The sequence below is a fragment of the Pseudodesulfovibrio mercurii genome, assembly GCF_000189295.2.
Taxonomy (GTDB): domain Bacteria; phylum Desulfobacterota; class Desulfovibrionia; order Desulfovibrionales; family Desulfovibrionaceae; genus Pseudodesulfovibrio; species Pseudodesulfovibrio mercurii.
The window spans coordinates 3,464,723-3,489,537 of the sequence record NC_016803.1; the positions used below are offsets into that span (position 1 = coordinate 3,464,723).

Sequence of the window (24,815 nt, forward strand, 5' to 3'; positions counted from 1 at the left end):
CATGCAATCCATGGAAATTCCGCTCGTCCTGTTCACCGTGTTCTCCCAGGCGGCCATCGGCCTGACCCTGATGCGCGTGGTCCGCACCACGGCCGACGGGGACGGGGCCGAGTCCGGCGACGCCCGCAGCGAATGGCGGCTCATCGCCGGGCTCATGATCCTGGGCATGTTCGGCTCCCTGTTCCACCTGGGCCATCCCCTGTCCGCGCCCACGGCCCTCAAGCACCTGGGCACGGCCTGGCTCAGCCGCGAGGTCTTGTTCGCCGGGCTGTTCACCGGCGTGACCGTGCTGGCCGTGCTCCTGGCGGGCAAGGCGGGCAGGCCCGTGCTGGCCTGGCTCGGCACGCTGCTCGGCCTGGGCGTCATCGTGTCAGCGGGCATGACCTACGCGCCACCGGCCCTGCCCGCCCTGAACAACGCCCTGCCGTTCAGCTTCTTCCTGACCTCGGCCGTGATCCTCGGCTCGGGCTTCGGCAGCTGGTTCGCGGGCAGCGAGCGCGCCCCGCTCATGACCCGCATCTTCACCACGGCCCTGGTGGTCGGCCTGGTCCTGAACCTGGTCGCCCCGTGCGTCTGGCTGTCGGGCGGCGCGGTCATGCGCATGACCGCCCAGGCCTGGCTGGGCTCGGGCTTCTATTGGGCGCACGTGGCCGTGCTGATCGCCTGCCTGGGCGTGGTCTGGAAGTTCCGGACCATCCCGGCCGGGCTGCCGCTCCTGGCCCTGCTCGGCGAACTGGCCGGACGCGCCGGGTTCTTCGCCGACACCATCCACGCCGCCGCCAACATGGGCGGCCTGTACTAGCAACCTCCACACCGGGCGGGACTTGCCGGTCCCGCCCGCATCCTCTCGGCCGGAGCGGGTCCTCCTTCCCCCCGGCGACAAAACGCCCCGCAGCGAAGATTCGCTGCGGGGCGCCGTTGTTCGGAATCGGGAGAGGGGTCAGCCCTCGATGTGGTAGCGCTCCATCTTGGCGTACAGGGTGTTGCGCCCGATGCCCAGCGCCTTGGCCGTCTTGCTGATGTTCCCGTCGTGGAAGTCCAGGGCCTCGCGGATGGCGTTGGCCTCGCGCTGCTTGAGCAGGAAGCCCTTGCCCTTGGCGTGCCCGTTGCCGGAGACGGCCTTGCCGCTGGTCCGTTCCAGGAGGTAGTGGGGCAGGTGCTCGGGCAGGAGCAGGTCCCCGGTCAGGTTGTTGGCCGCGTACTCCAGGCAGTTGATCAGCTCGCGGACGTTGCCGGGCCATTCGTGGCCGGCGAGCAGCTCCCTGGTCTCGGCGGCGATGGCCGGGCAGGGGATGCCGAAGGAGTCGCACAGCCGCCTCAGGTGGTACTCGGCCAGCAGGGTCACGTCGTTGCCGCGCTCCCGCAGGGGCGGGATGGCGATGGTGACCACGTTGAGCCGGTAGTAGAGGTCCTCGCGGAACCGCCCCTGGTCCACCAGCTCGCGCAGGTTCTTGTTGGTGGCGGCCAGGATCTTCACGTCCACGGGCAGGGGGCTGGTGCCGCCCACCGGGACCACGGCCCGCTCCTCCAGGGCCCGGAGCAGATTGACCTGCTGGGACATGGGCATTTCGGAGATTTCGTCCAGGAAGAGCACGCCCTTGTCCGCCTTCTGGAACTTGCCCACCCGGCCGCGCTTGACCGCGCCGGTGAAGGCGCCCTCGCGGTAGCCGAACAGCTCGCTCTGGACCAGCTCCTCGGAGAACGCGCCGCAGTTGACGGCCACGAAGGGCTGTTTGGCCCTGGGACCGGCCTGGTGGATGCCCCGTGCGAACAGCTCCTTGCCGGTGCCGGACTCGCCGGTCAGCAGGATCGTGGACGGGGTCCGGGCTGCGTTGGCCGCCTGGCGGATGACCTGACGCATGGCCGAGCTGCCGTGGAGCACGTGCTCGAAGCCCTTGACCTCCTCGGGCTCCGCAGGCTTGCGGGGCGAGGCGGCCGGACCCGTGGTGAACTGCCTGGAGCGCTGGGTCTCGCTGACCGTGACGATGGTGTCCAGCCACGCGCCGCTGGCGCTGAAGGTCGGCATGACCCGGATGTACAGGCCGGGGTTGACCAGGCACTTGACGATGACCGGCTCGCACAGGGAGGCGTTCTTGGCCTGGGCCAGGTACGGACCCATGTCGAAGAGTTCCTCGGCCTTGCGGCCGCGCAGGGCGCCGCCGGGACGGCACAGGAGCAGCTCGGCGGTGTTGTTGGCGCTGGTGATCCTGCCGGACTTGTTCAGGAACAGCACGCCGGTCATGACCGAGTTGAACATGGAGGAGAACAGGGAGGCCATCTGGCCTTCGAGTTCGGAACAATAGAGGCGGCTCAGGTTCTGTTCCAGGGCGCGGGCCGCGTGCAGGACCAGGTCCATGGCGCCCGAGTGGTCGGACGAGGTCGGACCGGAGACGTCGAAGCAACCCCAGACGTTGCCGCGCGGGTCCAGGATCGGAGCGGCGGTGCAGTTCCAGCTGTGGTGGGACTCGCAGAAGTGCTCCGAGGCGAAAACCTGCATGGGGCGACCCGTGGCCAGGGCGGTGCCGATGGCGTTGGTGCCCACGCAGGACTCGGACCAGTTGGCGCCGGGGCCGAAGTTCAGCTTGTCCGCCTCGCGCAGGACGTCCATGTCGCCGCAGGTGCGGGCCACGCGGGCGTCGGCGTTGACGATGGTCATGAGCAGCCCCTTGCCCTTGATGACCTCGTAGGCCGTGGATTCGACCTCGCCGCAGATCTTTTCCAGGGTGGTGGTGAACTGCTCCAGCTGGTTCATGGGCAGAAAGTCCCAGCAGCTGCGCGGGGCCGGATCAACGGCCATGTCCTTGCAGCGTTGCCAGGAGTCCAGCAGGGCCCGGTCCACGTTTTTGTTTTTCAGGCGTTTGCCTTCGACGAACTGTTTCCAGTTCGAGTAACTCAGTTGGGCGTTCCGCTGTTTATGGGCGCAGGATATGGGCAGCGTCACCGCCGCATCCGGCGCGTGCGGGTCCCGTCGTATTTCGAATCCGTTTCCATCTCTGAGGAGCAGGTGCATGCCTTACCTCCGGACTGACACAAGAAATCTTTATGACCGCATGGTTTTTGTCCTCCAAGGGTAAAAAACTGTCAAGTGTTCGATTTTTGAACGCTTCCAGGGAGCCAAAATAAGGATTAAGTTTTTTAAATCAGCGTGATGCGGTGTACTGGACAGGTTGGCGGAGAAAGGCCTCCAGTTGTTCATCCACCGAACACTTAGCCGGTACATACAGTAATATATACTGTTATCCGGCTTGAATCATTGACCTATGCCGCTTGGCACCAGCGTTGCAATCCCTCCGGCAACGTATGCAAAAAAAACCAGGAGGACTTGGTTATGGCTCATGATGTGATTATGCCCAAGTGGGGCCTGACCATGAAAGAAGGTAAGGTCGCACGCTGGCTCAAGGGCGAAGGGGACCCGGTCGAAGCCGGGGAGCCTCTGTTCGAAGTCGAGACCGACAAGATCACCAACTCGGTCGAGGCGCCCGCCAGCGGCGTCCTGGCCAAAATCATCGTCCCCGAGGGGGACGTGGCCCCGATCCAGGCCGTTTTGGCCATCATCGCCGCCCCGGGCGAAGCCGTCGATGCGTCGGCTCCCGCCGGTGCGGCCAAACCCGCGGCCGAAGCGGCCCCCGCCGCCGCTGCCGACAAGCCCGCCGCCGCTGCCCCGGCCGGGGACGGCAAGTTCGTTCCGGCCATGCCCGCAGCGCGCAAGCTGGCCAAGGAACTGGGCGTGGACCTGTCCACGGTGACCGGTACCGGCAAGGACGGCAAGATCACCGCCAAGGACGTCCAGGACGCCGCTGATTCCGCCTACGCCGGGATCAACGCCAGCCCCAAGACCATTGACTTCGCCCGCAAGCAGGGCGTGGACCTCAGCCAGGTGACCGGCACCGGCGAGGACGGCAAGATCACCAAGGCGGACATCCTGCGGGCCATGAACCCGTCGGCCGCCCAGCCCGCCGCCGGGCCTGCGCCCGCCAAGGACACCATCGTGCCCATGGAAGGCGTGCGCAAGCTCGTCGCGGACAACATGCAGGCCAGCCTGCAGAACGCGGCCCAGCTGACCGTGTTCGTCGAGCTCGACGTCACCGAGATGGTCGGCCTGCGCGCCAAGCTGCTCGAGCGCAACAAGCGCAACGCGGACTACCGTGTGTCGTACAACGACATCATCGCCTACGCCGTGTGCCGCGCACTGAAGCGTCACCCGGTCATGAACTCCACCCTCCAGGCGGACGGCATCCATCTGCATCCGCACGTCAATCTCGGCATCGCCGTGTCCATCGACAAGGGGCTCATCGTGCCCAACGTCAAGGAAGCGGACACCTTCGGCCTGGAAGAACTCAAGGACAAGGTTCGCGACGCGGCCGGTCGGGCTCGCAAGGGCGGCCTGAACATGGACGAGATCACGGGCGGCACCTTCACCATCAGCAACGTGAGCATGCTCGGCGTGGACGGTTTCACGCCCATCCTCAATCCGCCGGAGACCGGCATCCTGGGCGTCGGCCGCATCGTCGAGAAGCCCGCGGTGCACAACGGCGAGATCGTCGCGCGCCAGATGATGACCCTGTCCCTGACCTTCAACCATATGACCACGGATGGGGCTCCGGCCATGGCCTTCCTGCGCGAGCTGGGAGACATGCTGGAAATGCCCGGCCTGATGATCGTCTAGGGGGCACCCCATGGCGCTGAAACGGTTTGCTATCGAACTCGGCTATGCCGCCGACCTGCACGGCGAGGACATGACCAAGGCCGCCGTCAGGGCGGTGCGCGACGCCGTGTCCCGCATATGCCTGTGCGGCATCGTGGAGATCTGCGGCCGTGATCAATTCCAGGGTGTGCACGTCCACGCGGACGTGGCCGTTCCGAATCCCGACGGCGTGGACCGCGACGCGGTGCTCGCCTGCATCCCCATCGGCGAAAAGACCCTGACCGTGGTCCCCGGCGGCATGAGCGTGCCGGGCATCGAGGTCCCCTGTTTCGCCCCGGGCGTGAGCAACATCGTCGCGGCCTGTGCGGCCCTGACCGTCTCCATCGAGACGGACCTGGCCGCGGGAGCGGATGGATCGAAAAACCAGGCCTGCGGATGCGCCGCCAAGGCCAAATAACCTACAGGAGAGAAAGCAATGGCTCTCAGCAAGAAGACATTGGTTCACATGTACGAAACCATGAACAAAATTCGTTTGTTCGAGCAGAAGCTCCAGGAATTCTTCGCCGCCGGCGAGATTCCGGGTTTCGTGCACCTCTATATCGGTGAGGAAGCCGTGGCCACCGGCGCCTGCTCGGCCCTGACCGACGCGGACATGATCACCTCCACCCACCGCGGCCACGGCCACCTGCTGGCCAAGGGCGGCGACCTGAAGCTGATGATGGCCGAAATCTTCGGCCGCTCCACCGGCTACTGCAAGGGCAAGGGCGGCTCCATGCACATCGCGGACCTCAACCTCGGCATCCTCGGCGCCAACGGCATCGTGGGCGGCGGCGGTCCCCTGGCCGTGGGCTCGGCCCTGGCCTCGAAATACAAGCAGACCAAGGACGTGACCGTCTGCTTCTTCGGCGACGGCGCCTCCAACCAGGGCACCACCCAGGAAGCCCTGAACGCGGCCTCCGCCTGGAAGCTGCCCCTGGTCTTCGTCAACGAGAACAACGGCTACGGCATCTCCTGCCCGCAGTGCAAGTCCATGGCCGTGGTCGACATCGCCGACCGCGCCGCCGCCTATGACATGCCCGGCGTGGTGGTGGACGGCAACGACGTGCTGGCCGTGTACGAGGCCGTCACCGAGGCCGTCAAGCGCGCCCGCAAGGGCGAGGGCCCCTCGCTCATCGAGTGCAAGACCTACCGCTGGCGCGGCCACTTCGAGGGCGACGCCTGCACCTACCGCTGCACCGAGGAACTGGAAGAGTGGATGGCCAAGGATCCCATCCCCCGGTTCGAGGCCAAGCTTGTCGAGGGCAAGACCCTGACTCAGAACGAAGCGGACAAGATCAAGGAAAGCATCGCCAAGGACATCGACGAAGCCGTGGCCTTCGCCAAGGAAAGCCCGATGCCCAAGACCAGCGCGCTCATGGACGACGTCTACGCCTAGGCGGCGATTCACCTTTCTCGAATCCTTAAAAATTCAATGGAGAGTACAATGTCCGAAAAAACATATCTTCAGGCACTCAATGAAGCTTTGAAGTCGGAAATGGAGCGCGACGAGAACGTCTTCATTCTCGGCGAGGACGTGGGACGGTTCGGCGGTTGCTTCGGCGTCACCCAGGGTCTGTTCGACCAGTTCGGCGAGCGGCGGGTCATGGACACCCCGATCACCGAGAGCACCATCGTCGGCGCCGCCGCCGGTGCGGCCGCTGCCGGTCTGCGGCCCGTGGCCGAGCTGATGTTCGTGGACTTCATCGGCGTGGCCATGGACCAGCTGTTCAACCAGGCCGCCAAGATGCGCTTCATGTTCGGCGGCAAGACCACCGTTCCCATGACCCTGCGCATGCCTCAGGGCGCGGGCATCGGCGCCGCGGCGCAGCACTCCCAGTCCCTGGAGTCCTGGTTCATGAACATCCCGGGCCTCAAGGTCGTCATCCCTTCCACCCCCTATGACGCCAAGGGCCTGCTGATCAGCGCCATCCGCGACGACAACCCGGTTGTCTTCCTGGAGCACAAGCTGCTCTACGGCATGTCCGGCGAGGTCCCGGACGAGAGCTACACCATCGAGCTCGGCAAGGGCGAGATCAAGCGCGAGGGCGCGGACGTGACCATCGTGGCCACCTCCCTCATGGTCAACTCCGCCCTGGAGGCGGCCGAACGTCTGAAGGCCGACGGCATCGACGCCGAGGTCGTGGACCCGCGCTGCCTGCTGCCGCTGGACAAGGACATCATCCTTGACTCCGTGAAGAAGACCCACGCCCTGGTCGTGGCCCACGAGGCCGTGCAGTTCGCCGGTCCCGGCGCCGAGATCGCGGCCATGGTCGCCGAAGAGGCCCTGGACTACCTGGATGCCCCCATCAAGCGCGTGGGCGCCCCGTTCTGCCCGGTGCCGTTCTCTCCGCCGCTGGAGCAGTTCTACATCCCCAACGCGGACAACATCGTCGAAGCCGTCAAGAGTCTTCGCTAATCCCATAGCCTGGCGGGAGGGCGGCTTCGGCCGCTCTCCCCGCCGCATTTCATGAGGGCGCCCCATTGAGCATCGCAGCCATTCTGGCCAATCCCGCTTCCGGCAAGGACATCCGTCGCCTGGTGGCCCACGGGTCTGTTTTCGACAACCAGGAAAAAGTGCGTATGGTCAGGCGGCTCATTCTCGGCCTGGAAAAGGCCGGAGTGACCAAGATTCTGTACATGCCCGACGGGTACGCCATCGTGCCGAGGGCCCTCAACGCCATCTCCCCTTCCATCCCCGTGGAGCCGGTGGAAATGCCCATCCGCAACAACCAGACCGACACCACCATCGCGGCGGGCATCATGGAAACCCTCGGCGCAAAGTGCCTCGTCATCCTCGGCGGCGACGGCACCAGCCGGGCGGCCTGCAAAGGTTCGACAGCCATTCCCGTTCTGCCGCTCTCCACGGGGACAAACAACGTCTTCCCCATCATGGGGGAGGCCACCGTGGCCGGGCTGGCCGCCGGCCTGGTGGCCAGCGGTCGCCTGCCGGTGGAGTCCTGCTGCTACCGGTCCTGCAGGCTCGACATCCTGATCAACAACGAGGTCGTGGACATGGCCCTGGTGGACGCGGCCGTGTACGAGGACGTCTTTCTCGCCTCCAAGGCCGTGTGGCACATGGACAAGGTCCCCCAGCTGTTCATGACCCGGTGCAGCGCCGGGTCCATCGGACTGTCCGCCATCGGCGGCCAGCTGCGCTCCATCAGCCCGGAGGAGCCCGTCGGCCTGGCCCTGCGGCTGGGCGCCGGGTCCCCGGTGGTGGTCACGGCGGCCATCGCGCCGGGCATGTTCGCCGACGTGCCCATCTGCGGCATCTCCGAGATGGCCCCCGGCCAGATATTTCCCATCGAGACCAGCCCCGGACTCATCGCCCTGGACGGCGAACGCGAGGTTGAGATACACAGCGGGTCCAGGGCAGCCATCCGTCTGAACACCGAAGGCCCCATGGTCATCGACGTGGACAAAACCATGGCCCTGGCCAGGACCGAGGGGCTGTTCCGTCAACCGTCATAATCGCAAGGAGCAATCATGAGCAACGCACTGAAGGCCGCGTTCATCTTCGTCGCACCGGGCGCCGATCCCGCGCGCAACCGCAACTGGGTCAAGACCGAGGCCGTGGAGCTCGTGGCCGTGGCCGTCAAGGACTATGCCCAGGCCGAGGCCGTGGCCCGTGAACTGGTGGAGAAGGAAGGCATCGCCGCCATCGAGCTGTGCGGCGGTTTCGGCGCGGCCGGCACCGCGCGCATCGCCGCGGCCGTGAACGTCCCGGTGGGCGTGGTTCGTTTCGACATCCACCCCGGCCTGAACAACGTCAGCGGCGACACCCTGTTCGGCTAGCCGAAACAGCGACACATCCCCGGTTTGCCGCGCCAAAGGCGCAACCCGGGGATGCGGGGGGTGCGAACCCCTTCCGTCGGAGGCGACAAATCAGCTGAAGACGCCGCGTAGCGGCCTCCTCATCTGATTTTTCGCCTTTTTGTCGGAATGGTTCGGGGGGACTAGGAACCGGCGAGCACGTGCTGTTTGGTCACGAAGCAGGTGAACGTGCCGCTGAAGACCACGTCCTCGCCGCACGAGACTTCCACCTGCACGAGATGCTTGCGCTCCTGCGGGGTCTGGTCCTGCGCCTCGGCGACGAGCACGTCGCCCACGCGGGACGGCTTGAGGAAGCGCGTCTCGGCTGCGCCCAGGACCACGTTGGGATGGTTGACGGAGAGCATGGCCGCGTAGTCGGCCAGGCCGAAGATGAACCCGCCGTGCACCAGGCCGCTCGCGTCGGCGGCCATGTTCGGGGTGCAGGTCAGCCGCACCGTGCTGCCGCCTTCACGGATCTCGACCGGTTCCCCGCACAGGGAGCGGTCAATGCCTTCATGCGTCTTGATATCCATGGTTGCCTCGGGTGCGGGCCGTGCGCCCGCCGTTTTTCGACGGCGGACCATCGGGAGCCGGGGAAGGCGCGTGCGCCCTCCCCGGTCCCGATACAATACCGCCGTTCGGTTAGTCGAACAGGTCTTCCAATTCATCGAAGACGTAATGCATCTGCATGATCTTCGGCGAGCCGCCCATGGCGCAGGCCAGCAGGGCCGCCTGCATGATCTCTTCCTTGGAGGCGCCAAGGCTGGCCGCGGACTGGATATGCAGGGAGATGCACATGTCGCACTGGGACATCACGGAACAGGCGATGTGGATCAGTTCCTGCGTCTTGTGGTCGATGGGACCAACCTGGCTGATTTCCTTGGTGAAGGCAAGGTAATTGGGGAAGACCTTACCCGCACGCTGGGTCATTTTTGCCAAAGTCATTGAAGCTTTTTCAGCTGCATCCATGAGAGTTTCTCCTGGGTTTTAAAGTTGAGATGCAGCTATACAGCAAGGAGTATGCCCCAGTAGTATTTCCTTGTAAAATCAATGTGTTGTTGGCGATATCGGATTGCGGTAATGGGGAAATGGGGCCGGAGCCTGTCCCGGACGTGAACATTGATCGGATTTCGAACAAGTCCGCCCGGCCGGGACAGGTCTCAGAACAGGCAGTCCAGGAGCACGGGCAGGGTCACGTCGTGCAGGTATTCGTCCAGGGGCACGTCGGCCAGCCGGGCCTCGAGCTCGGAGCGCTCGTGGCGGCAGCCGAGCAGCCGCTCCTCCAGGGCGTCCACGTCGCGCACGCCGAAGTAGTCGCCGAACAGCCGCGCCTTGAGGATGCGTCCCTTCTTGACGTACAGGTTCACGTCCAGCAGGCCGCCCTCGGTGCGGGTGCGCCGGGAGAAGTTGTAGGCGGGCGAGGAGCCGAAGTTCCAGTCCCAGGTGCGGTAGCGCCTGTCGGCCAGGGTCTTGATGACGGCGGTTTCGTCGTCGCTCAGGGCCATGTCGTCGGGCGACGCGCCGCCGGAGACGAAGTCCATGAGCGCCCGGATGAAGTCCGTGACCTCCATGGCGACGGGCAGGTGGCTCGCGATGTTGGTCACCCGCGAGCGCACGCTCTTGACCGCCTTGTCGCGGTACTTTTCCGGGTCCACGCGCAGGGCCCCGGTCAGGTCGGTCATGTCCGAGGAGAAGAGCAGGGTGCCGTGGTGCAGGATGCGGCCGCCGTGGAAGTGCTGGGCGTTGCCCGAAAACTTCTTGCCGTCGATGAGCAGGTCGTTGCGGCCGCTGAAGACGCACTCCACGCCCATGGAGCGCAGGGCCTTCTGAATGGGCACGGTGAAGCGCTCGAAGTCCAGGCCTTCCGAGGGGTTGCCGTTGTTGATGAAGGTGAAGTTGATGTTCCCGAGGTCGTGGAACACGGCCCCGCCGCCGCTCAGCCTGCGGACCACCGGGATGCCGCGCTCCCGGGTGAAGGCCTCGTCGATCTCGGCCAGGGTGTTCTGGTTCCGGCCGACGATGACCGCGGGCCGGTTGCGCCAGAGCATGAAGATTTCGTCCCCGGATTCGGTCAGCAGCCATTCCTCGGCGGCCAAGTTGAAGGTGGGGTCGGTGGATTGGTTGTATATGTATCGCATGCTGTCTCCTTTGCCCGGGCGATGCAAAAGACGGGCCTCGGGGAGGCGGGGGATCTGGCCGGGCCGTCCGCCCTATACCCGGCTCCGGACCGCCGGGCAAGGGGCGCGCATGCCGCTGGCCTCGGACGGGCGAAGGGGGTATGACCTTTGCACCGAGAGCGCGAAAGGAGGGAACACGTGACCGATTGCATCGATATCGACCTGGTGGCCAACGCGGGCGTACTGGTCCGAGGGAACGGACTGGGGCTGCTCGTGGACGGCATGCACGATCAGGACGGGCATCCGTTCGACCGGGTGGGCGCGGGCGACATGGCCCGCATGGGCCGGGGCGAGGGCATCTTCGCGCGGCTGGACTACTTACTGTTCACCCACGAGCACCCGGACCACTTCACCCCGGAGCTGGTCCTGGACCACCTGGAACGGCGGCCGGTCAAGGGGGTTTTCCTGCCGGACGCGGCCCATGGGTCGCCCGACCTGGAACGGCTCATCGGCGTGCTCGAACGCCGGTCCGTGCCGTACTGGACCATGGGGCTCAATCCCGGACAGGCCCGCACGGTCACGCCCGAGCCCGGCCTGACGGTCACGGCCGTGGGCACGCGGCACATGGGCAAGCAGTTCCAGGAGGTGCGCAACGACTGCCTGCTGGTCACCCTGGGGACCATGCGCCTGCTCTTCACCGGCGACGCGGACCACGTCGCGGCCTATTACGAGGAGCCGCTTAGGGACGTGCCCATCGACGCGGCCTTCGTCAACCCGATCTTCTACCACAACCCGAACGGCCAGGCGATCATCGACGACATCTTCCGGCCGCTGGAGGTGGTCATCTACCACATGCCGTCCGAGGCCCGGGACCCCTTCCACCTGGCCTTCACGGTCAAGCGGGCCATGCAGAAGTACGCCCGGCCGGACATGCCGGTCCACGTGCTCGCCGCGGCCTCTCCCCACGTGAGCCTCTGCCCGCCCATGGAGTAGGGCGGATTCCGTCGGGCCGCATTGCGGTCGCGGGCGAATGCGGCTACTGATGGGGGACGCGCCCCCGCGCGGCAGGCATGGCCATGAACACACCCGCGTCCTCGCCCACCCCGGATTCCCGGTTGTCCGAACGCCTCAAGCGGCGGCTCTTTCTCTACGCCTCCGGGGCGCTGCTGGTCCTGGCCCTGGGCGTGGGGCTGTCCGTGGTGGCCACCCTGTTCCACCAGCTCAAGCAGGCCGAGGAGGCCGGGCTGGCGCACATCGCCGAGACGCGCGGCCTGGCCGTGGGCGAGTGGTACCGGCGGGCGCTTGACCTGTCGCGCCAGGTGACCAGCCGGACCCGCATCCGCGAGGAGCTGGCCGCCTACAATGCGGGCCGGCGCTCCCTGGAGGAGCTGGCCGCGTTCACCCGGCCCAAGCTCGCGGACGCCATGGACCTGTCCGGCGAGGTGGTCGGCCTGACCCGGCTGGACCGCATGGGCCGCCCGGTGGCCTCGGTGGGCGCGCCGGTTCCGCCGAACCTGGTCGGGGACATGGCCGGGAGCGCGCCCGGGAACGCGGCCGGGCCGTCAGACGACGTGCGCTTTTCCCCGCCCGTGGTCCCGGAGGGCCGTCCGTGCATGGTCGTCGCCGCGCCCATCCTGGCCAGGACGGGGCAGCGGGTGGGCACGGACCTGGTGGTCATGGACATCGCCCGGCTCCTGGAAATCATCGAGCGCGGCCGGAACGTCCGGGGCGCGGGCACGGTCTGCCTGGGCTACGCGGCCGGGCCGGACATCCGCCTGTTCCCGGACGGGACGGGCCGCGCGGCCGCACCCACGCCGAGCCAGGCCGAGGCCTTGCGCCGGGCCGTGGCCGGGAGCGGCGGCATCCTCACGGCCGGGGACGAGGTCACGGCCTACACCCCTGCGGGCGGCGCGGGCTGGGGGCTGACCGTGTCGGTCAACGAGCGCGAGCTGTACAACCCGCTCAGGCTGCGGCTCATCCAGCTGGCCCTGTATTCCCTGCTCATCTACGCGGTCTGCGTCATCGGGCTGTGGCGGCTGCTGCGGCCCCTGACCGGACGGCTGCTGCTCCACGCCTCGGAGCTGGAGTCCGAGGTGGACGCCAAGACCGCCACCCTCAAGTCCGAGCTGGACGCCCGGCTCAAGGCCGAGCAGGCCCTGCACCGGGCCCACCAGGAGCTGGAGGACCGCGTGCGCGAGCGCACCCGCGAACTGGCCGAGGCCAACGAGGCGCTGCAACGCATCCACCACCGGCTGGAAGGGGAGCATGAGCAGCGCAAGCTCCTGTCCCGCGACCTGATCAACCTCCTGGAGGAGGACCGCCGGGAGGTGGCCCGCGAGCTGCACGACCATACCGGCCAGCTGCTGACCACGCTGCGCCTGGACCTCCAGGCCGCCCTGGAATCCCTGGCCTCGGCCGACGGCTGCTGCAAGGGGCAGCTGGAGAGCGCGGCGGACAAGATCACCCTGGTCCAGCGGGACATCAAGTCCATCTCCAAGGGGCTCAGGCCCGACACCCTGGAATACCTCGGTCTGGCCCAGGCCCTGGAGGCCCTGCTCGACGAGTACCGCGCGTCCACGGACCTGGACATCCATTTCTTCCACAAGGGCGTGCCCAGGCGGTTCGACGGCCAGAAGGAACTGGCCCTGTACCGGATCACCCAGGAGGCCCTGACCAACACGGTCAAGTACGCCGGGGCGCGCCAGGTGCACATCAGCCTGATCAGCCGCGACGGGCGGCTGGGGCTGACCATCGAGGACGACGGGCAGGGGTTCGACCAGGCGGCCGTGGCCGCGCGGGCCGGGACCTCGGGCAGCCTGGGGCTGACCCTGATGAAGGAGCGCATGGTCCAGCTGGAAGGGACCTTCCACATGGAATCCGCGCCGGGCCGGGGCACCCAGATCCTGGCCGAACTGGATATCGGGAGCGCAAACGATGCATAAGAAGACCACCCTGCTCATCGTCGACGACCACCGGGTCGTCATCGCGGGCATCCGCAGCCTGCTGGCCCCGAAGGCGGACATCGAGATCGTGGGCGAGGCCACGGACGGTGCCGAGGCCGTGGCCCTGTCCCGGGAACTTGCGCCCGACATCGTCATCATGGACATCTCCATGCCCGAAATGGACGGGGTGGAGGCCACCGGGCTGATCCGCCAGGTCTCGCCGCGGACGCGGATCATCATCTACACCATGCACTCGGACCAGCGGTTCATCCTGGAGCTGTTCAAGGCGGGCATCTCGGGCCACGTACTCAAGGAGGGCCCGCCCGCCGACCTGTGCGCCGCCGTGGAGGCGGTCATGGCCGGGAAGACATACTTCACGACCATCGACCCGGCCGCGCTCCTGCGCCAGCTCTCCCCGGAGCGGTCGGGCCGGGAGGACCTCTTCGACCACCTCAGCCCGCGCGAACTGGAGGTCTTCCGGCTCCTGGCCGACGGCCTGACGGTCAAGGAGGCGGCGGCCGAACTGCACATCAGCCCCAAGACCGTGGAGACCCACAAGTACAACCTCATGGAGAAGCTCGAGGTCGGGACCATCCCGGACCTGACCAAGCTGGCCATCCGCCACGGGCTCATCTCGGTCTGACACGCTCCCGCCACGCCCCTTAGGGAAATTCCCCACCCCGGATCGCGGGCCGCGCGCGGTCTTGCGCCGCGTTCGCTTTGCAATACACTGTAATAATGAAATAAAAAGAAAGATGTCCCAGGGGCGACCGGGTGAGGAAGGAACCGTCAAATCAGAAGGTTCCCGATTGTTCCGGTGGCGAATCCGTCGCATTCTCCGGGTAAACGCGCGAAGCGCAACCGGAGGAGTTCATGGACAGAAGGAAATTTCTCAAGCTCGCCTGCGCCGGGGTGCCCGCTCTGGGTGCGCTCACGGCGACGGAAGTGCGTGCGGAGGGCGGCAAACCCCGGTACGCCATGGTCATCGATCTCAGGCGGTGCGTGGGCTGCCATTCGTGCTCGGTCTCCTGTTCCGTGGAGAACCGTGTGCCGGTGGGCAAGTTCCGGGCCACGGTGGGCGAGTTCGTCATCGAGGACGCCGGGATCGCCCCGACCATCGCCCCGCTGCCCAGGCTGTGCAACCACTGCGAGGAACCGGCCTGCGTGCCGGTCTGCCCGGTGCACGCCACCTACAAGGACGAGAACGGCCTGGTCCTGGTGGACAGCGACAAGTGCCTGGCCTGCGGCTTCTGCGTCCAGGCCTGCCCCTACGACGCCCGGTACATCAACCCGGTCACCCACACCACGGACAAGTGCACCTTCTGCGTGCACCGGCTCCAGGCCGGGCTGCTGCCCGCCTGCGTGGAGAACTGCGTGGGCGGGGCGCGCATCTTCGGCGACCTGAACGACCCGCAGAGCCTGGTCGTCCGGACCCTCAGGGAGCACCAGGGCGACGTCAACGTCCTGGCCCCGGAGATGGGCACCAGGCCCAACGTCTACTACATCAATCTGAACGCCTTCCTGGAGAGCCCGGTCAACGTGGGGCTGCCCATGGCCGAAGGCGCCATGACGGCGGGAGGTGGACATGCCTAAGGTCATCGAACTGGTCAACGTGCCCCCGGCCATCACCTGGGAGGTCCTGGAGCCCCTGGCCCTGACCCTGCTCACGGCGGCGGCCTGCGCGGTCCTGCTGGGCGGCGGCCTGACCCTGGCCGGACGCGGCGCGGACGTGCGGCGCGGGCTGCTGACCACGGGCATCGCCTCGGTCATCACCGGGCTGGGCGCCCTGGCCCTGTCCCTGGGCAACCCCTTTCATCTCTACATGTTCATGGTCTCGCCGTCCTTCAGCTCCTGGACGACCATCGGCACCTTCCTGCTCCCGGTCTTTCTCGGCGTGTCCCTGCTGGCCCTGTACCTGGACAGCGACGGCGACGGCCGCGCCCGGCCCGTGGCCGGACTGGCGGTTTTCCTGGCCCTGGGCGTGCTGACCTACGCCTCGCGCGAGATCGGCTACCTGCCGGGCCGGGTCATGTGGCACGCCAAGGCGCTGCCTCTGGGCTTCGTCCTGGCCGGGCTGTCCGGCTCCGCCGGGCTGTCCGCGCTCCTCGGCGCGTTCAAGGGCCGGTCCATGCCCACCTGGCTCACGGCGGTCATGATCGCGGCCTCCCTGCTCTGCGCCGGGGCGGGCTTCCTGCTGACCCCGCCCGAGGGCTACGTGCTGGCCGCGCCCTCGGCCTGGACCGCGCTTTCCCTGATCGGCGCGGTCGCGGCCGTGCTCGGCCTGATCGCCCTCAAGGCCCGGGGCCTGACCGCCCTGGCCGGGCTGTTCGCCTACGGCGCGGGCCTGGGTTTCTACGTCCGGCTGATCTTCCTGGGCCAGTCCATTCCCCGCAAGTCCTTCACCGCCGTGGACGCGGGGGCCGTGGCCCATCTGGTCTCGGCCAAGTCCCTGCTGATCCTGGCGGTGAGCCTGGTCTTCCTGCTCGGCCTGGGCGCGGTCCTGGGCGGTCTTTTCAGCAACGTCGCCCTGGCAAGGAGGGAGCACTCCCATGGATAAGAACAGACGCGAACTGGTCAAGAACACCCTGGCCGTGGCCGGGCTGGGCATGCTCGGCGCGGGCGCGCTCCTCAAGCCGGGCCGCGCCGAGGCCGCGCAGGCGGCCATGCCCGAGGACCCGGCCAGGGTCTCGCCCGAGTCCCTGGCCCCGGAATACGAACGCACCCCGGAGGGCGTCCGGCTGGGCGAAGGGCAGCACATGGCCTTCAACCAGTGCTGGGGCTGCACCACCTTCTGCGGCGTGCGCCTGCACATCGACGACGCCACGGACGACGTGGTCCGGGTGGCGGGCAACCCGTACAACCCCCTGTCCCATGAAAAGCACTTCCCCATGTCCATGCCCGTGGGCGAGGCCCTGGATCGCCTGTCCGCCGACAAGGACATGGGCCACGCCCAGCGGTCCGCGGTCTGCGGGCGCGGGGCGGCCATGTTCGAGACCGCGCACAGCCCCTTCCGCATCACCCGCTGCCTCAAGCGCGCAGGCAAGCGCGGCGAGAACAGGTGGACGCACATCTCCTTTGAACAACTGCTCGAAGAGGTCGTCGAGGGCGGCGACCTGTTCGGCGAGGGCCACGTGGACGGCCTGCGGGCCATCCGCGACCTGAAAACCCCGGCCAACCCCGGTCACCCGGAGTTCGGGCCGGTGAGCAACCAGCTGCTCCTGACCTACGCCGTGGACGACGGGCGCAGCGACTTCTTCTTCCGCCGCTTCGGCATGAACGCCTTCGGGACCAAGAACTTCGGCAAGCACGGGGCGTACTGCGGCCTGTCCTTCCGCATCGGCTCGGGCATGTTCATGGACGACCTAACCAAGAACGCGCACATCAAGCCGGACTGGGCCAACTGCGAGTTCGCCCTGTTCTGGGGCACCGCGCCGTCCCAGGCGGGCAACCCGTTCAACCGCTCGGCCCGCATCCTGGCCTCGGCGCGCACCGACGGGGACCTGCACTATGCGGTCATCGACCCGGTCCTGCGCATGCCCGCCTCGGACGCGGCCCGCGAGCGCTCCCGCTGGGTGCCCATCAACCCCGGCATGGACTCGGCCCTGGCCATGGGCATGATCCGCTGGATCATCGAGAACGAGCGCTATGATCGGAACTTCCTGGTCCGGCCGAACACGGCCGCCGCCGAAAAGGCGGGCGAGATCAGCATCTGCAACGCCACCTATCTGGTCGTCCGTTCGGGCGGGAGCCGGGGCAAATTCCTGCGCGCGGCCCAACTCGGACTGGGGAGCGACGAGGCCTTCGTGGTCGTGGACGCGGCCACGGACAAGCCCGTCTCCTTCGACGCCTGCGACGAGGGCGTCCTGGACTTCGCGGGCGAGCTGACCCTGGCCTCGGGCGAGATCGTGCGGGTGGCCACCGCCTTCCGGCTGCTCAAGGAGCAGGCCATGGCCCACGGGCTGGACGAGATGTCCGCCCGCTGCGGCGTGCCCGTGGAGCGGATCGTCGAGCTGGCCCGCGAGTTCACCGCCCACGGCAAAAAGGCGGCCGTGGACGTGCACGGGGGCATGATGTCCACCTCGGGCGCCAACGCCACCTTCACTGTCCTGACCCTGAACACGCTCATCGGCAACATCAACGCCAAGGGCGGCATCTCGGCCACGGCGGGCAACTACCATGGCCCGGCCATGAACGGCCCCCGGTACGACCTGAACAAGTTCCCCGGCCAGATCCAGGCCAAGGGGTTCCCGGCCATCCGCTGCCGCGCACCGTACCAAAAGTCCACGGAATTCAAGGAAAAGAAGGCGGCGGGACAGAACCCGTACCCGGCGCGGTACCCCTGGTACCCGTTCACCCCGCCGAACATGCCCGCCGAGCATCTGCTTTCCCACGTGAACGGCCACCCGTTCCGCTACAAGTGCTGGATCAACTGGACCGGCAACGTCATTTACGGCCACGGCGGCCTGCACCGGGCCGTGGACGAGGCCCTGAAGGACCCCGCGAGCCTGCCGCTGATCATCGGCATCGACACCTTCCACAACGAGACCAACGCCTATGCCGACTACCTGGTGCCCGACCCGTGCATGTTCGAGGGCTGGGGCGGGTTCTCCGGGGCGTGGTCCGGGGTGCTGACCAAGATGTCCACGGCACGCTGGCCCGCCGTCGCGCCCAAGCAGGAGAAGACCTCGGACGGGCGTCCGGTGTGCATGGAGCAGTTCCTCATCGAGGCGGCCAAACGCATGGGGTTGCCGGGGTTCGGCGACCAGGCCATCCCGGCGGCGGACGGCACGGCGGCCCCGCTGCACGGGCCCGAGGACTACTACCTGCGCCTGGCGGCCAACATCGCCTTCTTCAAGGACCAGGTCCTGCCCGCCCCGAGCGAGGAGGACATCGCCTTGTCCGGCATCGGCCGTATCCTGCCCGACATCGAGCGGACCCTGCGCGAGGACGAGCGCGGTCCGGTGGCCGCCGTGTACAGCCGGGGAGGGCGGTTCGCCCCCTACGGCAAGAGCTACGACGGCGAGTGGCTCGGCGGGCGGTGGAAGAAGACCCTCCAGATCTACAACGAGCAGGTGGGCACCGCCATCAATTCCCAGACCGGGGAGCCGTACCTGGGCGTGGCCACCTTCATGCCGCCCAAACTGACTGACGGCAGCGAACTGCGCGCGGTCTGGACCGAGGCGGACTACCCCCTGGTCATGACCTCGTTCAAGTCCAACCTGATCAACTCCTACGCCGTGGTCCTGGACCGGCTGCGGGCCATCAAGCCCCTGAACATGGTCATGGTCAACGACCGCGACGCGGCCCGGTTCGGCCTGGCCCATGGCGACGAGGTGGAGATCACGAGTCCCGCCGCCTCGGCCCGGGCCACGGTGGTGGTCGGCGACGTGGTCGCCCCCGGCGTGGTCGCGGTGGAGCACGGCTTCGGCCACCGCTCCCTGGGCGCGGCCGACGTCATTGTGGACGGTCATGTCATCAAGGCCAACCCCGGCGCGGCCAACGGCTTCAGCCTCAACGACCTGGTCCCCAACGACCCCACCCGCCGGGGCGTCTCCACCCTCCAGGAACATGAAACCGGCGCGGCCGCCCGCCAGGGCATCCCGGTGCGCATCAAGAAAATCGGCTGACCTTTCCTCCTCATAACCAAACTCCCCTTACCCGAGGCCCCCGCGGAAACCCCCCGGTTTCCCGGGGGCCTCACCCTTGGCGGGGCGGGTCCGGACGGCTTGAGCGGCACATGTCGTGAATTGTATATTTTGTTGCCGGTTCTTTTGTGCTATCCCATCCGCAAACAGGAGCACACGGCATGGCCATCTATGCGCATTCCAGGGAAAACTCGGACCCGGAAGAGTGGCAGCTGCTTGAGGAGCATCTGCGCAATGTGGCGGACAGGGGGGCGGATTTCGCCGCCGCCTTCGGCGCTGCGGATTGGGCGCGGGTCCTCGGGGCGTTCCACGACATAGGCAAGCGGAACCCCCGCTTTCAGCAGAGGCTGACCGGCGAAAACACCGGCCACGCCGACCACAAGGGGGCCGGGGCGCGGCTGTTCGAAAATCTGGGCACCGGTTTCGGGCGCATGGCCGCCTACTGCATTGCCGGGCACCACGGAGGACTGCCGGACTTCCATGATTCCGGCCATGGAACCTCGCTGGGGCGGATCCTTGAACGGGCCTTCGTCCTGCCGGGCCGCGACGTCCCGGACGGCATCCGGCCGCCCGACTGGCCTTTCACGCCGGAAAGCGGCTTTCAGTGTTCCTTTTTCACACGCATGCTCTTCTCCTCCCTGGTGGACGCGGACTTTCTGGACACCGAGGCCTTCATGGACGCGGCGGAGAGCGGTCGTCGCGAGCCCGGTCCTGCGCTCGGCGAGCTGCGCGAACTCCTGGACAGGCACCTGGCCGCGTTCGCCGGGGAGGGGCGCATCAATTCCCTGCGCGCGGAGATCCTGTCCCATTGCCGGGAAAAGGCGGCCCTCGACCCCGGCCTGTTCACCCTGACCGTGCCCACCGGAGGCGGCAAGACCCTGACCTCCATGGCCTTCGCCCTGGATCACGCCCTGCGGCACGGCCTGCGCCGGGTGGTTTACGTCATCCCCTATACCTCCATCATTGAGCAGAACGCGCGTGTTTTCCGGGACATCTTCCCCGCAGGCGCGGTCATCGAGCACCATAGCAACTTCGACCCGCGCAACGCCTTCGGCGACGAGGACAACGCCCGCGAATCCGCCGGAGCCCGCCGCCACCGGCTGGCCTGCGAGAACTGGGACGCCCCCGTGGTCGTGACCACCAACGTGCAGTTCTTCGAGTCGCTGTTCGCGGCCAAAACCTCTCGCTGCCGCAAACTGCACAACCTGGCCGGGTCGGTCATCGTCCTGGACGAGGCCCAGATGCTGCCCGTGGACTTCCTGGCCCCGTGCCTGCGGGCTCTTGAGGAGCTGGCCGCGCACTACGGGTGCAGCGTGGTCCTGTGCACGGCCACCCAGCCCGCCCTGCGCCGAGAGGATTTCGCGCCGGGCCTGGCCGGGCTCGACGGCCGGGAGCTGGCCCCGGACCCGGCCCGGCTGCATGAGGCCTTCCGGCGCACGGAGCTGCGCGACCTCGGCGAACTGGAGCTGTCCGAGGTGGCCGACATGGTGCGGGAGCGGGAGCAGGTCCTTTGCATCGTCAACACCCGCGCCCGCGCGTCCGAGTTGTTCAAGTTGGTCCGTGACGAGCCTGGGGCGCGCCACCTGAGCGCCCTCATGTGCCCGGCCCACCGCTCGGAGCGGCTGGCCGAGATCAGGGGGATGCTGCGCGCCGGGGAGCCGTGCCGGGTGGTCTCCACCCAGCTTGTCGAAGCCGGGGTTGACGTCTCCTTTCCCGAGGTCGTCCGCGAGATGGCCGGGCTCGATTCCATCACCCAGGCCGCCGGGCGGTGCAATCGGGAGGGCGAGCGCGATGAAGCGGCCCCGGTGTCCGTGTTCTATCCGGCCGAAGGGCTGCCGCGTGCCTTTTCGGCCCAGGCGGAGCATGCGGCGGCCGTCCTGCGCGGGCCCCACGGCGGCGACCCGTTCTCGCCCGAGGCCATCCGGCAGTATTTCGGCCTGCACTACTGGCTCAAGCGGGAGCGCCTGGACCGGAAGCGGATTCTGGACGCCCTGAGCAACGAGCGGGGGGAGTGGTATTTCCGTCGGGCGGCGGACGAATTCCGGCTCATCGACAATCCCATGGTCCCGTTGGTCGTGCCCTGGGACGGCCGGGCGCGGGAGCTGGTGGAGGCGCTGCGGTACGCGGAACACCCCGGCGGCATCCTGCGCAAACTCCAGCAGTACACGGTCCAGGTCTACGAGCGCCAGTTCCGCGCCCTGGACGAGGCCGGGGCAGTGGAGACGGTCGCCGACGGGTGCGAGGCGCTCTGTCGGATGGAGTTCTACGACGATCTGTTCGGTCTGCGGGTGCCCGGTCCGACCGATCCGGAGTATTTTTTGGCATAGGCACTACAACACGGAGGTGACGTTCGTGTCAGGAGTCAAACTCAGAGTCTGGGGAGAGTATGCCTGCTTCACCCGGCCGGAAATGAAGGTGGAGCGCGTCAGTTACGACGTGATGACCCCTTCGGCGGCGCGGGGGATTCTGGAAGCGGTGTACTGGAAGCCGTCCATCCGCTGGGTGGTGGACCGCATCCACGTCATGAAACCCATCCGGTTCGACAACGTGCGCCGCAACGAGGTGTCCGCCAAGGTGCCGGTCAAGGGCGCGTCGGGCGTGAACGCGGCCATGAAGGGCGGAGGCGAGCCGTTGCGCCTGTTCATCGAGGACAACCGCCAGCAGCGGGCCGCCCTGGTCCTGCGCGACGTGGAGTACGTCATTGAGGCGCACTTCGAATACACGTCCGCCGAGGACCGCAACGACGGCAAGCATCTGGACATGTTCAACCGCCGCGCGGGCAAGGGGCAGTGCTTCCAGCGGCCCTATCTCGGCTGTCGTGAGTTCGCCGCGTTTTTCGAGCCCGTGGAGGGCGACGTCCCGGCCTCGCCCCTGGCCGACGAGCCTCCGCGCGACCTGGGCTGGATGCTCTACGACCTTGATTACCGCAACGACATGGCCCCGCTGTTCTTCCGCCCGGCCCTGGAAGGCGGGGTGGTCGAGGTGGCCAGGGCGCTCGAACGCGAGGGGGTGGCCTCATGATCCTCCAGGCCCTGAATCAATATTACGATCGGCTGCGGGCGGACCCCGAGGCGGACGTACCCGAGTTCGGTTTCGGCCGCCAGGGGGTGCATTTCTGCCTGTCCCTGGACCGGTCGGGCAACCTGGCGGGCCGTCCCATGGACCTGCGCGACGAAAAGGGTCGCCCGGACCGCATCGAGGTGCCGGGGCCGGTGGTGCGCACGGTGGGCGTTGCTTCCAATTTTGCCTGGGACAATACCGGTTATGTCCTGGGGGACGACGGGGGAGACAATCCCGAACGCACGGCGAGGACCCATGCGGCCTTCAAGAGCCTGGCCGACGAGGTGCTGGACGGCGTGGACGACGAGGGGGCGCGGGCCCTGCTGGCCTTCCTCGCCGACTGGGACCCGGCGCGGGCCCAGGAACTGCCCGGCTGGGAGGACATGGTCGGGCTCAACGTGGTCTTCATGCTCGACGGCGAGCCCGGTTTCCTGCACGACCGGCCCGCATTCCGCCAGGCTTGGCGTGAACATCTCGCGGCCAACGACGAGTTCGAAACGGGCCGTTGCCTGGTCACCGGTGAAGTCGGGCCCATTCCGCCGACCCACGCCAAGATCAAGGGCGTGCCCGGAGCGCAGACCGCAGGGGCCTCGCTCATTTCCTTCAACATCGACGCGGCCGAGTCCTATGGCAAGAAGCAGAACCTCAACTCCCCGGTCTTGGAACGGGCGGCCTTCGGCTACGCCACGGCGCTCAACCACCTGCTCGCGCCGGACAGTCCGCGCAAGGTCCAGGTGGGCGAGACCACCGTGGTCTTCTGGAGCGATGCGCCGGGCGAGGCCGAACCGTTTTTCGGCCACGCCATGGGCGGCAAGCGGGCCGAGGACGACGGACTGACCGCCCGCCTGGAGGGGTATCTGTCGGCCGTGGCCCGCGGGAAATATCCGGAGGCGCTGGGCAGGGCGGAAACTCCGTTTTACGTGCTCGGCCTGTCGCCCAACGCGGCCCGGCTGTCCGTGCGCTTCTGGCATGTGGGCACCGTGGGAGAGATGGCGGAGAACGTCGGCGAGCACTACCGCACCCTGGCCCTGCAACGCCGCTTCGACAGCGAGCCCGAGCACCCGAGCCCGTGGCAGCTGCTCAAGGAGCTGGCGCCTCAGCGGGACGCGAAAAACATGTCGCCGCTGCTCTTCGGCCAGCTCGTCCGATCCGTGGTCCAGGGGCTGCCCTATCCGCAGACCCTGCTGTCCGCCGCCATCGGCCGCATCCGGGCCGACAAGGAGGTCAACTACCTGCGGGCGGCGATGATCAAGGCCTTTCTCGTTCGCAACAGAAAACAGGAGATTCCCATGACCCTCGATACCACCAACACGAACATTGGCTACCGCCTGGGTCGGCTGTTCGCCATTGTCGAACGCATTCAGGAGGAGGCGGTCCCCGGCGCCAACGCCACGGTGAAGGATCGTTTCTTCGCCTCCGCGGCCGCCACCCCGGCCCGGATCTTTCCGATCATCGTCAAGAACGCTCAGCATGGGCTGGCCAAGATCCGCAAGGACAAGCCGGGCTGGGCGGTCAATCTCGACAAGGCGATACAGGAGATCGTGGGCGGCATCGACGCCGCAACCGGCTTCCCGGCCTCCATGGCCTCGGAAAAGCAGGGCATGTTCATTCTTGGCTACTATCAGCAGCGCCAGGATTTCTACACCAAAAAAGAAAAGAATACGGAGGACTAGACCATGACCGTCATCAATAACCGCTATGAATTCGTGTACCTGTTCGATGTGGAGAACGGCAACCCCAACGGCGACCCGGACGCGGGCAACACCCCGCGCATCGACCCCGAGACCGGGTTTGGCCTGGTCACTGACGTCTGCCTCAAGCGCAAGATCCGCAACTACGTGGACGTGGTCAAGCAGGGGGCCGAGGGGTACAACATCTACGTGGCCGAGAAGGGCGTGCTTTCCCAGACTCGCGAACCCGCCTACAAGACCGAGGAGGTCCAGAAGCTCAAAAAGAAGGATGAGCAGATCGCGGCCGCGCGCAACTGGATGTGCGCCAACTTCTTCGACGTGCGCACCTTCGGCGCGGTCATGTCCACCAAGGAGAACAATTGCGGCCAGGTGCGCGGGCCGGTGCAACTGACCTTCGCCAAGAGCATCGAGCCCATCGTCCCGGCCGAGGTGTCCATCACCCGTATGGCCGTGGAGACCAGCAAGGAGGCCGAGGCCCAGGAAGGCGACAACCGGACCATGGGCCGCAAGCACATCGTGCCCTACGGTCTGTACCGCGCCGAGGGGTTTGTCTCGGCCAACCTGGCCCAGGGCGACAAGGGGACCGGCTTCTCGGATGCCGACCTGGAACTGTTGTGGCAGGCCCTGGGAGGCATGTTCGATCACGACCACTCGGCGGCCCGGGGCAAGATGAGCCCGCGCGGCCTGATCGTCTTCAAGCACCAGGATGCCCTGGGCAACGCCCCGGCCCACAAGCTGTTCGAGGCCGTGACCGTGACTCGCAGGGAAGGCGACGGCCCGGCCCGTTCCTTCACCGATTACGCGGTCGCCGTGGACAAGGGGGCCATTCCCGACACGGTCGCCGTGGACGTGAAGTTCTAGCC

21 protein-coding genes are annotated in these 24,815 nt (G+C 67.2%); 17 read left to right on the forward strand and 4 right to left on the reverse strand.

What is annotated here, in order from left to right; genetic code table 11:
* Position 1: 1 nt before the first annotated feature.
* Positions 2-802: a dimethyl sulfoxide reductase anchor subunit family protein gene (locus DND132_RS15610; protein WP_014323728.1), complete on the forward strand. Its 801-nt coding sequence runs from the start codon at positions 2-4 to the stop codon at positions 800-802.
* A 138-nt stretch (positions 803-940) separates the two neighbouring features.
* Here the strand turns inward: DND132_RS15610 and DND132_RS15615 are convergent, their stop codons facing one another.
* Positions 941-2,941: a sigma-54-dependent Fis family transcriptional regulator gene (locus DND132_RS15615; RefSeq protein ID WP_238528177.1), complete on the reverse strand. Its 2,001-nt coding sequence runs from the start codon at positions 2,939-2,941 to the stop codon at positions 941-943.
* 387 nt (positions 2,942-3,328) lie between these two features.
* On the opposite strand from DND132_RS15615, the gene DND132_RS15620 reads away from it, so the two are divergent.
* From DND132_RS15620 to DND132_RS15645, 6 genes are all read left to right on the forward strand, one after another.
* A complete protein-coding gene (locus tag DND132_RS15620; protein ID WP_014323730.1) occupies positions 3,329-4,666 on the forward strand; it encodes a 2-oxo acid dehydrogenase subunit E2 in 1,338 nt (445 codons plus the stop codon).
* Positions 4,667-4,676: 10 nt separating this feature from the next.
* Complete coding sequence (locus DND132_RS15625) at positions 4,677-5,102, forward strand: Lin0512 family protein (protein WP_014323731.1); 426 nt, start codon at positions 4,677-4,679, stop codon at positions 5,100-5,102.
* 18 nt (positions 5,103-5,120) lie between these two features.
* Complete coding sequence (locus DND132_RS15630) at positions 5,121-6,080, forward strand: thiamine pyrophosphate-dependent dehydrogenase E1 component subunit alpha (RefSeq protein ID WP_014323732.1); 960 nt, start codon at positions 5,121-5,123, stop codon at positions 6,078-6,080.
* A 48-nt stretch (positions 6,081-6,128) separates the two neighbouring features.
* On the forward strand, positions 6,129-7,100 hold the full coding sequence (locus tag DND132_RS15635) for an alpha-ketoacid dehydrogenase subunit beta (protein ID WP_014323733.1): 972 nt from the start codon (positions 6,129-6,131) through the stop codon (positions 7,098-7,100).
* Between the two features lie 65 nt (positions 7,101-7,165).
* On the forward strand, positions 7,166-8,155 hold the full coding sequence (locus DND132_RS15640) for an NAD(+)/NADH kinase (RefSeq protein ID WP_014323734.1): 990 nt from the start codon (positions 7,166-7,168) through the stop codon (positions 8,153-8,155).
* Between the two features lie 15 nt (positions 8,156-8,170).
* Positions 8,171-8,479, forward strand: coding sequence for a DUF6506 family protein (locus tag DND132_RS15645; RefSeq protein WP_014323735.1), 309 nt, complete (start codon positions 8,171-8,173; stop codon positions 8,477-8,479).
* A 161-nt stretch (positions 8,480-8,640) separates the two neighbouring features.
* Here the strand turns inward: DND132_RS15645 and DND132_RS15650 are convergent, their stop codons facing one another.
* From DND132_RS15650 to DND132_RS15660, 3 genes are all read right to left on the reverse strand, one after another.
* Positions 8,641-9,030, reverse strand: a complete 390-nt coding sequence (locus DND132_RS15650; protein ID WP_014323736.1) for a PaaI family thioesterase — start codon at positions 9,028-9,030, stop codon at positions 8,641-8,643.
* 109 nt (positions 9,031-9,139) lie between these two features.
* The gene (locus tag DND132_RS15655) at positions 9,140-9,442 is read right to left on the reverse strand and encodes a carboxymuconolactone decarboxylase family protein (RefSeq protein WP_238528178.1); all 303 of its coding nucleotides are present in this window, start codon (positions 9,440-9,442) and stop codon (positions 9,140-9,142) included.
* 215 nt (positions 9,443-9,657) lie between these two features.
* Positions 9,658-10,635: a lipoate--protein ligase gene (locus DND132_RS15660; RefSeq protein WP_014323738.1), complete on the reverse strand. Its 978-nt coding sequence runs from the start codon at positions 10,633-10,635 to the stop codon at positions 9,658-9,660.
* Between the two features lie 177 nt (positions 10,636-10,812).
* On the opposite strand from DND132_RS15660, the gene DND132_RS15665 reads away from it, so the two are divergent.
* The 10 genes from DND132_RS15665 (at position 10,813) to cas7c (ending at position 24,813) form a co-directional block, all read left to right on the forward strand.
* Complete coding sequence (locus tag DND132_RS15665) at positions 10,813-11,607, forward strand: MBL fold metallo-hydrolase (RefSeq protein ID WP_014323739.1); 795 nt, start codon at positions 10,813-10,815, stop codon at positions 11,605-11,607.
* An 83-nt stretch (positions 11,608-11,690) separates the two neighbouring features.
* Complete coding sequence (locus DND132_RS15670; RefSeq protein WP_014323740.1) at positions 11,691-13,556, forward strand: ATP-binding protein; 1,866 nt, start codon at positions 11,691-11,693, stop codon at positions 13,554-13,556.
* Positions 13,549-14,199, forward strand: a complete 651-nt coding sequence (locus DND132_RS15675) for a response regulator (RefSeq protein ID WP_014323741.1) — start codon at positions 13,549-13,551, stop codon at positions 14,197-14,199. Before DND132_RS15670 ends, DND132_RS15675 begins: the two co-directional genes overlap by 8 nt.
* Before the next feature lie 230 nt (positions 14,200-14,429).
* Positions 14,430-15,149, forward strand: coding sequence for a 4Fe-4S dicluster domain-containing protein (locus DND132_RS15680; RefSeq protein ID WP_014323742.1), 720 nt, complete (start codon positions 14,430-14,432; stop codon positions 15,147-15,149).
* Positions 15,142-16,113, forward strand: coding sequence for an NrfD/PsrC family molybdoenzyme membrane anchor subunit (gene nrfD / locus DND132_RS15685; protein WP_014323743.1), 972 nt, complete (start codon positions 15,142-15,144; stop codon positions 16,111-16,113). The genes DND132_RS15680 and nrfD overlap by 8 nt, the downstream gene beginning before the upstream one ends.
* Complete coding sequence (locus DND132_RS15690) at positions 16,106-19,183, forward strand: molybdopterin dinucleotide binding domain-containing protein (RefSeq protein ID WP_014323744.1); 3,078 nt, start codon at positions 16,106-16,108, stop codon at positions 19,181-19,183. The genes nrfD and DND132_RS15690 overlap by 8 nt, the downstream gene beginning before the upstream one ends.
* 179 nt (positions 19,184-19,362) lie before the next feature.
* Positions 19,363-21,528 (forward strand): CRISPR-associated helicase/endonuclease Cas3, encoded by a 2,166-nt coding sequence (locus DND132_RS15695; protein WP_014323745.1) that lies wholly within the window; start codon positions 19,363-19,365, stop codon positions 21,526-21,528.
* Positions 21,529-21,553: 25 nt separating this feature from the next.
* Positions 21,554-22,222: a type I-C CRISPR-associated protein Cas5c gene (cas5c, locus tag DND132_RS15700; protein ID WP_014323746.1), complete on the forward strand. Its 669-nt coding sequence runs from the start codon at positions 21,554-21,556 to the stop codon at positions 22,220-22,222.
* A complete protein-coding gene (gene cas8c, locus DND132_RS15705; RefSeq protein WP_014323747.1) occupies positions 22,219-23,934 on the forward strand; it encodes a type I-C CRISPR-associated protein Cas8c/Csd1 in 1,716 nt (571 codons plus the stop codon). Before cas5c ends, cas8c begins: the two co-directional genes overlap by 4 nt.
* A gap of 3 nt (positions 23,935-23,937) precedes the next feature.
* Positions 23,938-24,813, forward strand: a complete 876-nt coding sequence (gene cas7c, locus DND132_RS15710) for a type I-C CRISPR-associated protein Cas7/Csd2 (protein WP_014323748.1) — start codon at positions 23,938-23,940, stop codon at positions 24,811-24,813.
* Positions 24,814-24,815: the final 2 nt, after the last annotated feature.

Bases quoted from the DNA above. Each gene is read 5' to 3' on its own strand.
- DND132_RS15610 (WP_014323728.1), top strand. From the start codon at position 2: ATGCAATCCATGGAAATTCCGCTCGTCCTGTTCACCGTGTTCTCCCAG.
- DND132_RS15620 (WP_014323730.1), top strand. From the start codon at position 3,329: ATGGCTCATGATGTGATTATGCCCAAGTGGGGCCTGACCATGAAAGAA.
- DND132_RS15625 (WP_014323731.1), top strand. From the start codon at position 4,677: ATGGCGCTGAAACGGTTTGCTATCGAACTCGGCTATGCCGCCGACCTG.
- DND132_RS15630 (WP_014323732.1), top strand. From the start codon at position 5,121: ATGGCTCTCAGCAAGAAGACATTGGTTCACATGTACGAAACCATGAAC.
- DND132_RS15635 (WP_014323733.1), top strand. From the start codon at position 6,129: ATGTCCGAAAAAACATATCTTCAGGCACTCAATGAAGCTTTGAAGTCG.
- DND132_RS15645 (WP_014323735.1), top strand. From the start codon at position 8,171: ATGAGCAACGCACTGAAGGCCGCGTTCATCTTCGTCGCACCGGGCGCC.
- DND132_RS15650 (WP_014323736.1), bottom strand. From the start codon at position 9,030: ATGGATATCAAGACGCATGAAGGCATTGACCGCTCCCTGTGCGGGGAA.
- DND132_RS15655 (WP_238528178.1), bottom strand. From the start codon at position 9,442: ATGACTTTGGCAAAAATGACCCAGCGTGCGGGTAAGGTCTTCCCCAAT.
- DND132_RS15660 (WP_014323738.1), bottom strand. From the start codon at position 10,635: ATGCGATACATATACAACCAATCCACCGACCCCACCTTCAACTTGGCC.
- DND132_RS15670 (WP_014323740.1), top strand. From the start codon at position 11,691: ATGAACACACCCGCGTCCTCGCCCACCCCGGATTCCCGGTTGTCCGAA.
- DND132_RS15675 (WP_014323741.1), top strand. From the start codon at position 13,549: ATGCATAAGAAGACCACCCTGCTCATCGTCGACGACCACCGGGTCGTC.
- DND132_RS15680 (WP_014323742.1), top strand. From the start codon at position 14,430: ATGGACAGAAGGAAATTTCTCAAGCTCGCCTGCGCCGGGGTGCCCGCT.
- nrfD (WP_014323743.1), top strand. From the start codon at position 15,142: ATGCCTAAGGTCATCGAACTGGTCAACGTGCCCCCGGCCATCACCTGG.
- DND132_RS15690 (WP_014323744.1), top strand. From the start codon at position 16,106: ATGGATAAGAACAGACGCGAACTGGTCAAGAACACCCTGGCCGTGGCC.
- DND132_RS15695 (WP_014323745.1), top strand. From the start codon at position 19,363: ATGGCCATCTATGCGCATTCCAGGGAAAACTCGGACCCGGAAGAGTGG.
- cas8c (WP_014323747.1), top strand. From the start codon at position 22,219: ATGATCCTCCAGGCCCTGAATCAATATTACGATCGGCTGCGGGCGGAC.
- cas7c (WP_014323748.1), top strand. From the start codon at position 23,938: ATGACCGTCATCAATAACCGCTATGAATTCGTGTACCTGTTCGATGTG.